Origin of the sequence: Pseudomonas sp. LAIL14HWK12:I7, assembly GCF_000483465.1 — a bacterium.
In the GTDB taxonomy this organism is placed as follows: Bacteria; Pseudomonadota; Gammaproteobacteria; order Pseudomonadales; family Pseudomonadaceae; genus Aquipseudomonas; species Aquipseudomonas kermanshahensis.
The window spans coordinates 428,201-442,371 of the sequence record NZ_AXYZ01000005.1 but is presented as its reverse complement, the minus strand read 5'-3'; the positions used below and the strand labels follow the sequence as shown (position 1 = coordinate 442,371).

Below are 14,171 nucleotides of genomic sequence, written 5' to 3'. Positions count from 1 at the left end.
CCGCGAAGAGGCAGGTACAGCCTTAAAGGGCTTTGGCGCGGTCGCGCAGGACGTACTTCTGGATCTTGCCGGTGGAGGTCTTGGGCAGCTCGCCAAAAATCACGGTCTTCGGCACTTTGAACCCGGCCAGGTGCTCACGGCACCAGTGGGTGATGTCGGCTTCGCGGGTGTCTTCCCGGCCAGGCTTGAGTGCCACGAAGGCGCAGGGCGTTTCGCCCCATTTGTCGTCGGGGCGCGCCACCACGGCCGCTTCCAGCACCGCTGGGTGTTTGTAGAGGGCGTCTTCGACTTCGATGGTGGAGATGTTTTCGCCACCGGAAATGATGATGTCCTTGAGCCGGTCCTTGATTTCGACATAGCCATCGGCATGCCAGACTGCCAGGTCGCCAGTGTGGAACCAGCCGCCGCGGAAGGCTTCGGCCGTGGCCTCAGGGTTTTTCAGGTAACCCTTCATCACCGTGTTGCCGCGCATGAAGATCTCGCCCAGGGTGTTGCCGTCGCGCGGCACCGGGGCGAGGGTTTGCGGGTCGGCGACCATGAGGCCGTCGAGCGTCGGGTAGCGCACGCCCTGGCGGGACTTGATGCGCGCGCGCGCTTCCAGCGGCAGCGCGTCCCATTCCTCATGCCAGGCGCAGACTGTCACCGGGCCGTACACCTCGGTCAGGCCGTAGGTGTGGGTCACCTGAATGCCCATTTCTTCCACCGCGCCAATCACCTTGGCGGGTGGTGCGGCGCCTGCGACCATGGCCTGCACCGGGTGCTCGATGGCAGCTTTGGCGGCCTCAGGCATGTTGACCAGGGCGTTGAGCACGATGGGCGCGCCGCACAGATGGGTGACCCGGTGTTCGCGGATCAGGGTGAGGATCTTTTGCGGGTCGACCCGGCGCAGGAACACGTGGGTCCCGGCCAAGGCGGTGATGGTCCAGGGGTAGCACCAGCCGTTGCAGTGGAACATGGGCAGGGTCCACAGGTACACCGGGCGGTGGCCCATGGCCCAAGTCATCTGGTTGCCCAGCGCGTTGAGGTAGGCACCGCGATGGTGGTAGACCACGCCCTTGGGGTTGCCGGTGGTGCCGGAGGTGTAGTTGAGCGAAATGGCCTGCCATTCGTCATCGGGCCATTCCCAGGCAAATTCCGGGTCGCCCTCGGCCAGCAGGGCTTCGTAGTCAAGCGCGCTGACCGCGCGGCCTTCGCCGTACTCCGGGTCATCGACGTCGACCACCAGGGGCGGGTGTTCGAGCAAGGCCAGGGCGGCTTCGATGACCGTGTGGAACTCGCGATCGGTGATCAGCACCTTGGCCTCGCCGTGCTGCAGCATGAAGGCGATGGCTTCGGCGTCCAGGCGAACGTTGAGGGTGTTGAGCACTGCACCGGTCATGGGCACGCCGAAGTGCGCTTCGAGCATGGCCGGGGTGTTTGGCAGCATCACCGCGACCGTGTCGCCACGGCCGATGCCGCGCCCCACCAGGGCGCTGGCCAGGCGCCGGCAGCGTTGGTAGGTTTCCTGCCAGTTACGGCGGATGGCACCATGGATGACAGCCGGGTAGTTGCCATACACCGCAGCGGTGCGTTCGATGAAGCTCAGTGGGGTGAGGGCGACATGGTTGACGGCAGCGGGCATCAGGCCCTGGGCATAGATCGACATGCGGTAATCCTGTAGGGGAGGCAGGCGCAGCCTGTGCGCGTGACCCCCGGTGGCTGATTGTTAGCTCTGTTCAGGGTGTGGAAAAGCGTACGGTTGGCCGCTTTCCCCTGTCGCAGTTTTACGCGAGTCGCTATGGTAGATGGAATATCGACTATAGCAATATAGTAAAACTACTATAACAACGAGTTGTACGCCGTGGACAAGACCCTGTCTCCCTTGCTTGCCAAAGACCCGCAGCCCAGCCTGTTGCTGGCCGCCGATGCCAGGCCGCTGGCCACCAACCCGGCCTTGCAGGCCTTGCTGCAGGAAGGCCCGCCGCTGGCGGCCTGGCTACCGGCCAACTGCGCCGCGCTGGTGCGGGCCTGCCTGCGGCAGCACCGGGCAATTGCCGACGTGGAAGTACAGGTTGGCGAGCGCATCGTGCTGTGGACGTTCATCCCAGATGACCGGGGCCAGCAGGTGCTTGGCCGCTGCCGTGACGCCAGCGCCGAACGCCAGGGTGCACGCGAAGCCAGCCGCGCCCGGCGCTTGTACCGCTTGATCATCGAGAACACCACGGACCTGATCTCCCGGCACAGCCCTGACGGGCGCTTCCTCGACGCCTCGCCGGCGGCCTTCCGCCTGTTGGGCCGGTGGCCCGAGCAACTGCGGGGCATGGCCGTGCGGACCTTGCTGCACCCGCGTGAACGCCGCCAGGTGCTGGCCCAGGCTGCTGCTGCCCTGGACCAGGACGGCTACCACACCATGACCTGCCGGGTGCGCCAGGCGGCGGGCGGCTACCGCTGGTTCGAGATTGCCAGCCGCGCCATCCGCGAGACCTACACCGGGGCAGTGGTGGAAATCGTCAGTGTTTCCCGTGATATCACCTTGCGCATCGAAGCCCAGGAGAGCCTGGCCCACAGCGCGCGGCTGGCTACCTTGGGCGAGTTGGCGTCCGGTATCGCCCACGAGATCAATCAGCCGTTGGCGGCGGTGGTCAACTATGCCAACGCCAGCCAGCGTTACCTGCAAGGCCTGGAGCGCGACCCGCAGGCGCGTGAGCGGGTCGGGCAGGGGCTGCAGCGCATCACCGAGCAGGCTACCCACGCCGCGCAGGTGATCCGCCGGCTACGTGTGTTCCTGCGTAAAGGGCCCCGCCGGCTGCAAGCGCTCGACATGCTCGATGTGGCCAATGAAGCCATGCGCCTGTGTGCCTGGGAGGTGGCGCGTGACCAGGTCAGCATCGAACTGCGTATGAGCGCGCAATTGCCGGCGGTGTATGCCGACCGGGTGTTGCTGGAGCAGGTGCTGCTGAACCTGCTGCGCAATGCCATCGATGCCAATCGCGAGCAGCAGGGCGCACGGCCCTCACGTATCCTGCTGGGCGCCGTGCGCGAAGGCGACGGCGTGTTGGTCGAAGTGACGGACCAAGGGCCGGGCGTGGCGGCCGAGCGCCTGGATGAAATCTTTACCCCGTTCACCACCAGCAAGGCTGATGGCCTAGGGCTGGGCCTGAGCATGAGCCGCAGCCTCATCGAAGGCTTTGGTGGCAGCTTATGGGCGCGTGCGGGCGCGAACGGTGGGTTGGTGTTGTGCTGCCGCTTGGCAGTGAGCAGGGAATAACGGGAGGTCAGGGTGCAAGCGAAGGTGTATGTGGTCGACGACGACCAGGGCATGCGTGATTCCACGGTCTGGCTGCTGCAGTCGGTGGGGCTCGAGGCCCTGTCGTTTGCCGGTGGGCAGGCGTTTCTGGACGCGTGCATCGATGACGGCCCGGCCTGTGTGCTGTTGGATGTGCGCATGCCTGGGCTGGGCGGGCTGGCGGTGCAGCAGTTGATGAAGGAACGGGGCCTGGACCTGCCGGTGATCTTTGTCAGTGGCCATGCCGACGTGCCGATCGTGGTTAGGGCGTTCAAGGCGGGTGCCTGCGATTTCATCGAGAAACCCTATAGCGACCAGTTGCTGCTCGACAGTGTGCAGGCGGCATTGGAGCGGGCAGGGCGCGCGCGTCAGGGCGACCAGGCGTTGGCCCAGGTTCAGGCGCGGGTCGATGGCCTGACGCCGCGTGAGCGCGATGTGTTCGTGCCGTTGGCCCAAGGCTTGAACAACCGTGAGATCGCCGAGCGCCTCGGGGTTAGCGTGAAGACCGTTGACCTGTACCGGGGGCGGGTGATGAAACGGCTGCAAGCAGGAAGCCTGGCGGAACTGGTAGGCATGGCGATCGCCTGCGGCGCGGTGCCAGCGTTGGGTTTGGCACCTGAGCGGTGACCTAACAGAAATTTGATCTGGCAGGGACTTGTGGGAGCAACTGTCTTGTGGTGCTTGTGCCGGCCTCATCGCCGGCAAGCCGGCTCCCACAAGGGTTGTGCCTTGTTCAAGAAAAGCGCGGCCAAATCATGAAATTTTGCATAGCACCCTAATCAAAGCTTTGACATTCACTGCCTAGGCAGTAATATTTTTAAACAATTACCCGGGCAGACTCCATGGCGCATTTCTCTCCAGAAAACTTCCAGACCTGTGCCATCGGCATGCTGCTGGGCCGCGCGGCGATCCTCAAGGACCGCATTCTCGACTGGCACCTCGAATCAGAGGGCGTCACCGCCGCGCAGTTCAAGGTGTTGATCATCGTCACCCAGTACCAGGTGGACACCCCGGCCGAACTGTGCCGCTACCTGGGCCTGGACAGCGGTTCGATGACCCGCATGCTCGACCGCCTCGAGCAGAAGGGCCTGATCCTGCGCAACCGCTGCGCCGATGACCGACGCCAGGTGCGCCTGGCCTTGACCGCCGATGGCCAGCGCTTGGCGGACCGGCTGCCAGAAATCGGTGCGGCAGCGATGAACGAATTGTGCGGCGCACTGGAACCCGAAGAGCTCAAAACGCTCGAGCGCTTGTTGGCCAAGGTGCTGCTCAGCGCTGGCGACCCTTTGACGATCCGCCGCTTTGGCGATCGTTGACCCCTGTTACGCATTATCCAAGGTATTGTCATGGCCACTTCCACAGACACCCCAACCCCCGCCGACCCACCTGCGCCGTCGCGCAAACGCAAGGCCTGGCTGCTTGGCCTGCTTCTGCTGCTGATACTTGGCGGTGTCGGCGCCTGGGCCTGGTATTCCCTGGTCGGGCGCTGGCACGAAAGCACCGATGACGCCTACGTCAATGGCAACGTGGTGGAGATCACCCCGCTGGTGACCGGCACTGTCACCAGCATTGGTGCCGATGACGGCGACCTGGTTCACGCCGGCCAAGTGCTGCTGCAGTTCGACCCGTCCGACAGCGAGGTGGCGCTGCAGTCCGCCGAAGCCAAGCTGGCGCGCACGGTGCGCCAGGTGCGTGGCCTGTACAGTAACGTCGATGGGCTCAAGGCCCAGTTGCAGACGCGCCAGGCCGAATTGCAAAAGGCCCAGGACAACTACAACCGGCGCAAGGTGCTGGCCGACAGCGGTGCGATTGCTGCAGAAGAAATCTCCCACGCCCGTGACGACCTGAGTGTGGCCCAGAGCGCCCTGGCCAGTGCCCGTCAGCAGCTCAACACCAGCACCGCGCTGGTCGACGACACCGTGGTCTCCTCGCACCCTGAAGTGATGGCAGCCGCTGCCGACCTGCGCCAGGCTTACCTCGACAACGCCCGCACCACCTTGGTGGCGCCGGTGACCGGGTATGTCGCCAAGCGCACCGTGCAACTGGGCCAACGCCTGCAGCCGGGCACCGCGACGATGGCGGTGATCCCCCTGGACCAGGTGTGGATCGATGCCAACTTCAAAGAAACCCAGCTACGCGACATGCGTATCGGCCAGCCGGTGGAAATCAGCGCCGACCTGTACGGCAGCGCGGTCAAGTACAGCGGCACGGTCGACAGCCTCGGTGCCGGCACTGGCAGCGCGTTCGCCCTGCTGCCGGCGCAAAATGCCACCGGCAACTGGATCAAGATCGTGCAGCGGGTGCCGGTGCGTATTCACCTAAGCCCGGACCAGCTCAAGGACCATCCGCTGCGTATCGGCCTGTCGACGCTGGTGGAGGTCGACTTGCACGACCAGAGTGGCCCGACCCTGGCCCAGCAACCGCCGCAGCAGGCCAGCTACACCACACAGGTGTACGACCGCCAACTGGTCGATGCCGATAACCTGATCGCCCGGCTGATTCACGAGAACAGCGCATCCGGCAAGACGGCGCAGCGATGAGCAACCAGGCTGCCGCCCAGTTCACGCCGCCGAGTCTGTTGCTGACCACCATCGGCCTGTCGCTGGCAACGTTCATGCAGGTGCTCGACACCACCATCGCCAACGTGGCCTTGCCGACCATTTCCGGCAACCTGGGGGTGAGCTATGAGCAGGGCACCTGGGTGATCACCTCGTTCGCCGTGAGCAACGCTATCGCCTTGCCGCTGACGGGTTGGCTGAGCCGGCGCTTTGGCGAGGTGAAGCTGTTCATCTGGGCCACGTTGTTGTTCGTGCTGGCATCGTTCTTGTGCGGCATCGCCCAGTCGATGCCGGAGCTGGTGGGCTTTCGTGTGTTGCAGGGCGTGGTGGCGGGGCCGTTGTACCCGATGACCCAGACCTTGCTGATAGCAGTGTACCCGCCGGCGAAACGGGGGATGGCCCTGGCGTTGTTGGCGATGGTCACGGTGGTGGCGCCGATCGCCGGGCCGATACTGGGGGGCTGGATCACCGACAGTTACAGCTGGCCGTGGATCTTCTTCATCAACGTGCCGATCGGCCTGTTCGCCGCTGCTGTTGTACGCCAACAGATGCGCTCGCGGCCGGTGGTGACCAGCCGCCAGCCGATGGACTACATCGGCCTTTTGACGCTGATCGTGGGGGTGGGGGCGTTGCAGGTGGTGCTCGACAAGGGCAATGACCTGGACTGGTTCGAGTCGTCGTTCATCATCATGGGCAGCTTGATCTCGGTGGTGTTCCTGGCGGTGTTCGTGATCTGGGAGCTGACCGATCGGCATCCGGTGGTCAACCTGCGGCTGTTCGTGCACCGCAACTTCCGGGTCGGCACCATCGTGTTGGTCGGGGGCTATGCGGGGTTCTTCGGTATCAACCTGATCCTGCCGCAGTGGTTGCAGACGCAGATGGGTTATACGGCGACTTGGGCGGGGTTGGCGGTTGCGCCGATCGGGCTGTTGCCGGTGATCATGTCGCCCTTTGTCGGCAAGTACGCGCATCGGTTCGACTTGCGGCTGCTGGCGGGGTTGGCGTTTCTGGCGATTGGCACGAGCTGCTTCATGCGGGCTGGGTTTACCAGTGAGGTGGACTTCCAGCATGTGGCGTTGGTGCAATTGTTCATGGGGATTGGCGTGGCGCTGTTCTTCATGCCGACGTTGAGCATTTTGCTGTCGGACTTGCCACCGCATCAGATTGCCGATGGCTCGGGGCTGGCGACTTTCCTGCGTACGTTGGGGGGGAGTTTTGCGGCGTCGCTGACGACGTGGATCTGGATACGGCGGGCGGATCAGCATCATGCGTATCTGAGTGAGAATATCAGCCAGTTTGATCCGGCGACGCGGCATACGCTGGAGCAGCTTGGGGGGGGCAGTGTGCAGAACTATGCGCGGTTGGAGCAGATCGTGAATGCGCAGGCTTACATGATGTCTACGGTGGACTATTTCATGATGATGACTTGGGTGTTTGCGGGGTTGATTTTGTTGGTTTGGTTTGCGCGGCCGCCGTTTACGGCTAAGGCTGGGCCTTCTGCGGGGCACTGATGGGATAGTAGTTGTTGGTGTTGTTGGTGTTGTTGGTGTTGAAGGTGTGGCAGGGGCCAGTTGCCAAGGCGACGCTTAATCACCTTTCCGCCCTTACGGCGGGTCACTTTTTGGCAAACGCCCCAAAAAGTAACCAAAAAGGGCTGCGCTCCATCATCCGGCCCCTACGCTGCGCTTCGGGGTCCCCTCGCTCCGGCCTTGCTCCCGGGAGGGCCGCGCTGCAGGGCCCATCCTGGGCCCCAGCGCTTGACGGGCATCCTTGCCCGTCACCTCCCTCCGCAAGGCCTGCGCTCGGCCTCCTGAGTCGCTGAAGGTCAAAAGCCAGATCAAGATCAAGATCAAGATCAAGATCAAGATCAAGATCAAGATCAAGAGCTGGATCAAGGGCCGGATCAAGAGCTGGGTCAACGTCGCGTGCTCTTGCGCGCTTTGGGAAGGGGTGGCATTCCCATGCGTTGGCATTTGTCCTATTGTCGAAAGCCCACTTTCAACAGCATTGGCAGGCCCATGGAGAACGTCATCGTCATTACTGGCGCCAGCCGAGGTATCGGCGCGGCGACAGCCCTGCTGGCCGCTCGGCAGGGGTATCGTATCTGCATCAATTACCACGCGGATGACCAGGCTGCCGAGCGCGTCCTTGGGCAGGTTCGCGCGCTTGGCGCCGAAGCGATTGCGGTGCGGGCCGATGTCAGTGTCGAGGATGAGATCATTCAGCTGTTCCAGCGTGTCGATGAGGCGCTTGGCCCGGTGACTGCGCTGGTCAACAACGCGGGCACCATCGGCCAGCAGAGCCGTGTCGAGGAGATGTCCGAGTTTCGCTTGCTCAAGATGATGAAGACCAATGTCGTTGGGCCCATGCTTTGCGCCAAACATGCGCTGTTGCGCATGGCGCGTCGGCATGGCGGGCAGGGCGGGGCGATCGTCAACGTCTCTTCAGTGGCTGCGCGCCTGGGCTCGCCCAACGAATACGTCGACTACGCGGCCTCCAAGGGCGCGCTGGATACTTTTACCCTTGGCCTGGCCAAGGAAGTGGCAGGCGAGGGCGTGCGGGTCAATGGCGTGCGCCCAGGCTATATACACACCGGCTTCCATGCGCTTTCCGGGGACCCGGACCGGGTCGCCAAGCTCGAACCCGGGTTGCCCATGGGCCGCGGCGGTCGGCCAGAAGAAGTTGCCGAGGCCATTGTCTGGTTGCTCTCGGACAAGGCCTCGTATTCCACCGGCAGCTTCGTCGATTTGGGCGGCGGGCGCTGAGGCGCCTTATCCTTCCAGTAACTGGCCGACCTGCTCGGCCAGTGCCTCGAGGCTGAAGGGCTTGGTCAGCACGCGCATGTCGGTTTCCAGGTTGCCGTTAGCCAGCGCTGCACTTTCGTCGTAGCCCGTGACGAAGAGCACCTTGAGCCCGGTGTAACGCCCGCGCAACGTGCCGGCCAACTGGCGCCCGTTGATCCCGCCCGGCAAGCCCACGTCGCTGATCAGCAGGTCGGGCGCGGGTTGCTCTGCCAAGCCTGCAAGCGCTTGGGGGCCATCTTCGAACATCATCACGTCGTGGCCCAGGTCATGCAGCACTTCAGCAATCACTAGGCGCATGGCGCTGACATCTTCGACCACGGCGATTCGCTTTGTCGCGCTTGTATTGGAGCGCGGTGCCGGTGCAACGGGTTTGAGTACGGCAGGCGCAGGCTGCGCGTGGTGTCTGGGCAGCAGCAAGCGCACCGTGGTGCCCTGGCCCAGGGACGATGCGATGTGCAGTTGCCCACCGGACTGGCGCACAAAACCGAAGACCATCGACAACCCCAGGCCCGTGCCGCGGCCAAGCGGTTTGGTGGTGAAGAACGGGTCGACGGCGCGGGTCAGGGTCTCATCCGTCATGCCACTGCCGTTGTCTTCGACGCTGAGGCAGAGGTAGTCGCCAGGCGTCAGCTCAAGCTGCGCAGCTTGCTCGCTGGTCAACGAGACATTGCACAGGGCGATACGGACCCTGCCCCCGTCGGGCAGGGCATCGCGTGCGTTGATGCACAAGTTGAGCAGGCTGCTCTCAAGTTGAGGAGGGTCGATATGCACCGTCCAGCAAGCGTCGCTGCACTGGTAGTCGAGTTCGATGTGGGGGCCGGTGCTGCGGCTGATCAGGTCTAGCATGCCGGTGACCAGCACCGCGACGTCGGTGGCGCGTGGCTGCAAGGTCTGTTGACGGGAGAACGCGAGTAATCGATGAACAAGCGCCGCAGCCCGTTGTGCCGCGCTATGGGCGCTTTCCAGCAAGGGGGTGATGGTTGCCTTGGGCTGGTCGATGGCCACCCTGTCCCTGGCCAGCTCCAGTGCGCCGAGTATGCCGCCGAGCAGGTTGTTGAAGTCGTGCGCAACGCCCCCTGTCAGCTGACCTACAGCCTCGACTTTCTGCGCTTGGCGCAAAGCCTCTTCGGCCTTCTGGCTCTGCGCCACGGCTTGTTCGACACGCTGCTCAAGCGCTGCGTTGAGGTCTTGAAGGGCACTCTCAGCGCGCTTGCGCGCTGTCACATCCCGAAAGATCACCGCCACCTGATGGTTGTGGGCCGGTTCGATACGGATTGCCGCTAGGCCAAGGCAGCGGCCGGTGGCAAGCAACTCATGCTCGAAGTACAGCGGATTGCCAGTCCGCTCCACGGTGCCGAAGTAGTCCAGCCAGACATGGGCCTCGTCGGGTATCACTTCCCGCAGGGTCCGGCCCACGACATTGGGCAGCCCGGCATGCCTGCAGTAAGCCGGGTTGGCCATCAGGTGTACATAATCGCTCAACGGCCCAAGCGGTCCATCGATGAACTGGATGATGCAGAAGCCTTCTTCCATGTTCTCGAACAGAAAGCGGTAGCCTTCCGACGCCTGCGCGCGTGCGTTCAAGCGCAACAGTTCGCTGTTCAACTGGCTGTTTTGCTGTTCGAGCTGATCGATTCGCTGGCGTAAACCCTCCAGCTCATCGGTTGTATTCAAGCATTCACCGGGCATTCATTTCGCTCCATCGATAAACCACAGGCCGCTAATGCATCAGCAGCTGTGCGACCCTTTCCACGAGTGCCGCCAGGTCAAAGGGTTTGGTCAATACACTGGATGCTTCCAGGGGTTGGCCGTGGCTGAGTACAGCGCTTTCATCGTAACCGGTGATGAACAGCACTTTTATGTGCGGGTGCCGTACGCGGCATCGGTCGGCGACCTGCCGACCGTTCAGGCCCCCGGGCAGGCCGATATCGCTGATCAGCAGGTGCGGCGGCGGGCAGCGCTCGAGGTACGCCAGCGCGCTTGGGCCGTCGGCGAATGCCTGGACGTCATGGCCGAGCTCTTCGAGTACTTCGTGGATGACCAAGCGCAGGGGCTCCTGGTCTTCTACCAGCACGATTTGCCCAGCCTGCACGGTGTTGCAACTCGCCGGGCGCTGAGCCGGGGTTTGGAAGCTGTTCATCGCTTGCCACGCAAGGTGGCGGGGCAGATACAGTTCGACCAGCGTGCCTTCATCGGGCTTGGACAGGATACGCATCTGCCCCCCTGACTGACGCACGAAGCCGTAAACCATGGAAAGCCCAAGGCCAGTGCCCTGGCCCATCGGCTTGGTGGTGAAGAACGGATCCACGGCGCGCGCCGCGACCTCTGCCGACATGCCTCGCCCGTTGTCCTTGACCCCAAGGCGCAGGTAATCGCCTGCAGCCAGGTCGAGCCCTTGGGCACGCTGCAGGTCAAGGGTCAGGTTGTCGCCGCTGAGGGTAATCGCGCCACCTTCTGGCAGTGCGTCTCGGGCGTTGATGCACAAGTTGAGCAGGGCGTTTTCCAGTTGTGGCGGGTCGATGAACGTTGGCCACAGGTGCTGCGGGAAGTGGCTGTGCAACTGGATGGACGGACCGATGCTGCCACGGACCAGCTGCTCCATGTCATTGACCAATTGGGTGACATCGGTGGGCTGGGGTTGCAGCGTCTGCTGGCGCGAGAACGCCAGCAGGCGATGCACGACGGCGGCGGCACGCTGCGCCGCGCCACTGGCAACGTCCAGCAGGCTGCCGAGTTGGTCGTGACGCGCCTGTTGCAAGCGTTGCTGCATCAATTCCTGGGCCGCCAGAATGCTACCCAGCAGGTTGTTGAAGTCATGGGCGATGCCACCACTCAAGTGCCCCACGGCCTCCATTTTCTGCGCATGCCGCAGTGCCTCTTCAGCGCTGAGCAGGCGCTGCTGGGCGGCGACGCGTTCGCTGATGTCATACGCGAATAAGTAGGCACCAAGAATCGCGCCATCAGGGTCGCGCAGGCAGTTGAAGCGCAGCTCGTAATGCCGTTGTGTAGCCCCCTTGCCGAAACGCTGAGTTATTGTGAACTGCTCGCCCCCCAGCGCACGTTGCCACATCGGCATGATCACGTTCAGGTCGGTGAGGTTGTCGCCCATCAGCGTGGTCACAGAGTCGCCCACTTCCGGGGTGGCGCCGTACAGGTAATGAAATTCCAGCTTGGCCTGCCGGTTGATCGCCAGCCAGCGCATGTTGCTATCGATCATGTGCACGTTAGCCAGGCTGTGCTCGACCACTTCGGCAAACAACCGGCGCTCTGCCAGCGCCGCATTGACCCGTTCTTCGAGCTCTTCGTTCATGCGCTGCAAGGCCAGCTCTGCACGACGCCGTGCGGTGACATCCTTGAACAGCACCGCCACCTGGCGCCGCTCGGCGGGTTCGACGCGAAAGGTCGTGACGGACAGGACATGGCCAGTGGCAACCAGCTCCTGTTCGAAGTGCAGCGGCTCGCCGGTGCGCAGCACTTCACCGTAGCGGGCTACCCAATCGTCGGCCTCATCGGGGACCATCTCGCGCAGTTTTTGCCCGACCACATTGGGGATGCCGGCATGTTTCGCATACGCCGCATTGGCCACGACATGCACGTAGTCACTCAATGGGCCATGTGGCCCATCGAAGAATTCAATGATGCAGAACCCTTCGTCCATGGTGTCAAACAACGAACGATAGAGGATCTGATCGTGCTCCTGGTGGCTCGCCAACTGCGACTCCAGCAGCGCGTTACGGCGCTCCAGGTCTTCGACATGTTGGCGCAGGGAAAGCAGGTCGCGGGAAGGCATGCCGACGTCCGACGAAATTAAAGGCCCAAACTCTAACGTGTTCACCCCAAGGGCGAGAACACCCTTAACGCAAATGCGCATCCACGCCCAGCAAGCGATCGATCCGCTCACCCAGTGCCTTGAGCTCGAAGGGCTTGGACAGCACCTCGGTGCGCTCTGCAGGCCAGCCTAGGGCCATGCTGCTGGCAATGTCGTAGCCGGTGATCAGTATCACCGGTGCTTCGTTGGCAAGGCCCCGATAGGCCTCTGCGAGCTGGTTGCCGTCGATGCCGCCGGGCAGGCCAACATCGGTGATCAACAAGTCAGGCAATGGGCTGTGCTGCAACGCCTGGAGTGCGCTGCGGCCGTCCTCGAAAACCTGGACCTCGTGGCCCAGCTCTTTTAGCACTTCGCCGAGTACCAGGCGCAGGGTCGCTTGGTCTTCTACCAGCATGATCCGGTGTGGCCTGTGAAGCGGCCTGGCGTCAGTATTTTCAGGCGCAGCGCAAGGATGCTCGGGGGTGGTGCTTTCGTTCCGGGGCAGATACAGGTGGACGCTGGTGCCTTGCCCAGGCGTGCTGTCAATGCGTAATTGCCCGCCAGACTGGCGCACGAAGCCATAGACCATCGACAGCCCCAGGCCAGTACCCTGGCCCATGGGTTTGGTTGTGAAGAACGGGTCGAGGGCACGCTGCATCACGTCCTTGCTCATGCCCATGCCAGTGTCGTCCACCCGTATGTGCAAAAATTGCCCTGGCGGCACGTCCAGGCGGCGGGCCTGCTCGTCGTCGAGCTCGGCATTCTCACAGCCAATGCGCAGGGTGCCGCCCAGGGGCATGGCATCGCGGGCGTTGATGCACAGGTTCAGCAGGGCGTTTTCTAACTGTTGGGGGTCGATGCGGATCGACCACTGACCGGCCAGTGTCCGGTCCTGCAAGTCGATGTGCGCATCGATCGAACTGCGGATCAGGTCGTGCATGCCGGCCACCAACCGCTGTACATCGACGGGTTGCGGCAGCAGTGTCTGCTGGCGGGAAAAAGCCAACAGGCGCTGCACCAGCGAGGCTGCACGCAGCGCGCTGTTCTTGCCGAGTTCGAGCAGCCTGGCGGTGTCGGACACACGATGCTGACTCAGGCGTTGCTCGGCCAGCTCCAGTGCGCCGAGGATGCTGCCAAGCAGGTTGTTGAAGTCATGGGCAATGCCACCGGTCAATTGGCCGACCGCTTCCATTTTCTGTGATTGGCGCAGCGCCTCTTCGGTTTGGTGCAGGCGTTCCTGCTCGGCAATGCGCTCGGTAATGTCGTAGGCGAACATATAGCCGCCCTGGATGCGCTGCTGCGCGTCGAGCAGCGGGTGGTAGCGGATTTCATAGTGGCGCAGGGCGTCAGGTGGCCCGAGGGCGATGGTGTCGATGAACGCTCCGCCGGCCAGCAGGCGCGGCCACACCGGGGCCAAGCGGCCCATGATGTCCGGTTGGTTGGCCAGAAACTGCGGGATGTAATCGCCGATCTGCGGCACAAAACCGCGCCACCGCTGGAAGGTTTCGCGGGCTGTGCGATTGATCGCCAACAGGCGCATTTTGCGGTCGGCTGCAAATACGTTGGCCAAGCTGTTATCGACCAGTTCGCCGAGCAGATTGTTGTTTGCCTGCGCAATGTCACCGCGCTGGGCCAGCAGGGTTTCAAGCTCTGCGACACGTGCCTGCAGTTGCTCGTAGGAAGCTTGCGTGACTGGCTGCATGGTGGCGAACCGGTGAGCGGATCGGGCAACTATA

The 14,171-nt window shown here is 63.2% G+C and carries 10 protein-coding genes; 6 read left to right on the top strand and 4 right to left on the bottom strand.

The window, feature by feature from the left end; translation table 11 throughout:
- Nucleotides 1–22 precede the first annotated feature (22 nt).
- Nucleotides 23–1,645, bottom strand: coding sequence for an acyl-CoA synthetase (locus D886_RS0108770; RefSeq protein WP_027593558.1), 1,623 nt, complete (start codon nucleotides 1,643–1,645; stop codon nucleotides 23–25).
- 195 nt (nucleotides 1,646–1,840) lie between these two features.
- Here D886_RS0108770 and D886_RS0108765 point away from each other — a divergent pair, with 195 nt between their 5' ends.
- From D886_RS0108765 to D886_RS0108735, 6 genes are all read left to right on the top strand, one after another.
- On the top strand, nucleotides 1,841–3,247 hold the full coding sequence (locus D886_RS0108765) for a sensor histidine kinase (protein ID WP_027593557.1): 1,407 nt from the start codon (nucleotides 1,841–1,843) through the stop codon (nucleotides 3,245–3,247).
- Nucleotides 3,248–3,259: 12 nt separating this feature from the next.
- On the top strand, nucleotides 3,260–3,892 hold the full coding sequence (locus tag D886_RS0108760) for a response regulator transcription factor (RefSeq protein ID WP_027593556.1): 633 nt from the start codon (nucleotides 3,260–3,262) through the stop codon (nucleotides 3,890–3,892).
- A 215-nt stretch (nucleotides 3,893–4,107) separates the two neighbouring features.
- Entirely contained in the window at nucleotides 4,108–4,581 is a 474-nt protein-coding gene (locus D886_RS0108755; RefSeq protein WP_027593555.1) for a MarR family winged helix-turn-helix transcriptional regulator, read from the top strand.
- Nucleotides 4,582–4,611: 30 nt separating this feature from the next.
- On the top strand, nucleotides 4,612–5,805 hold the full coding sequence (locus tag D886_RS0108750) for an HlyD family efflux transporter periplasmic adaptor subunit (RefSeq protein ID WP_027593554.1): 1,194 nt from the start codon (nucleotides 4,612–4,614) through the stop codon (nucleotides 5,803–5,805).
- On the top strand, nucleotides 5,802–7,334 hold the full coding sequence (locus D886_RS0108745; RefSeq protein WP_027593553.1) for a DHA2 family efflux MFS transporter permease subunit: 1,533 nt from the start codon (nucleotides 5,802–5,804) through the stop codon (nucleotides 7,332–7,334). The genes D886_RS0108750 and D886_RS0108745 overlap by 4 nt, the downstream gene beginning before the upstream one ends.
- Before the next feature lie 507 nt (nucleotides 7,335–7,841).
- The gene (locus D886_RS0108735; RefSeq protein ID WP_027593552.1) at nucleotides 7,842–8,588 is read left to right on the top strand and encodes an SDR family oxidoreductase; all 747 of its coding nucleotides are present in this window, start codon (nucleotides 7,842–7,844) and stop codon (nucleotides 8,586–8,588) included.
- A 6-nt stretch (nucleotides 8,589–8,594) separates the two neighbouring features.
- On the opposite strand, the gene D886_RS0108730 is transcribed toward D886_RS0108735, so the two are convergent.
- The 3 genes from D886_RS0108730 to D886_RS0108720 form a co-directional block, all read right to left on the bottom strand.
- Nucleotides 8,595–10,301: an ATP-binding protein gene (locus D886_RS0108730; RefSeq protein WP_256214970.1), complete on the bottom strand. Its 1,707-nt coding sequence runs from the start codon at nucleotides 10,299–10,301 to the stop codon at nucleotides 8,595–8,597.
- Nucleotides 10,302–10,347: 46 nt separating this feature from the next.
- Nucleotides 10,348–12,417 carry a PAS domain-containing sensor histidine kinase gene (locus D886_RS0108725; protein WP_027593550.1) on the bottom strand — a complete coding sequence of 690 codons (2,070 nt, stop codon included), beginning with the start codon at nucleotides 12,415–12,417 and terminating at the stop codon, nucleotides 10,348–10,350.
- 64 nt (nucleotides 12,418–12,481) lie between these two features.
- Nucleotides 12,482–14,137, bottom strand: coding sequence for a PAS domain-containing sensor histidine kinase (locus D886_RS0108720; protein WP_027593549.1), 1,656 nt, complete (start codon nucleotides 14,135–14,137; stop codon nucleotides 12,482–12,484).
- Between the last annotated feature and the right edge of the window lie 34 nt (nucleotides 14,138–14,171).

Bases quoted from the DNA above. Each gene is read 5' to 3' on its own strand.
- D886_RS0108770 (WP_027593558.1), bottom strand. From the start codon at position 1,645: ATGTCGATCTATGCCCAGGGCCTGATGCCCGCTGCCGTCAACCATGTC.
- D886_RS0108755 (WP_027593555.1), top strand. From the start codon at position 4,108: ATGGCGCATTTCTCTCCAGAAAACTTCCAGACCTGTGCCATCGGCATG.
- D886_RS0108750 (WP_027593554.1), top strand. From the start codon at position 4,612: ATGGCCACTTCCACAGACACCCCAACCCCCGCCGACCCACCTGCGCCG.
- D886_RS0108745 (WP_027593553.1), top strand. From the start codon at position 5,802: ATGAGCAACCAGGCTGCCGCCCAGTTCACGCCGCCGAGTCTGTTGCTG.
- D886_RS0108735 (WP_027593552.1), top strand. From the start codon at position 7,842: ATGGAGAACGTCATCGTCATTACTGGCGCCAGCCGAGGTATCGGCGCG.
- D886_RS0108725 (WP_027593550.1), bottom strand. From the start codon at position 12,417: ATGCCTTCCCGCGACCTGCTTTCCCTGCGCCAACATGTCGAAGACCTG.
- D886_RS0108720 (WP_027593549.1), bottom strand. From the start codon at position 14,137: ATGCAGCCAGTCACGCAAGCTTCCTACGAGCAACTGCAGGCACGTGTC.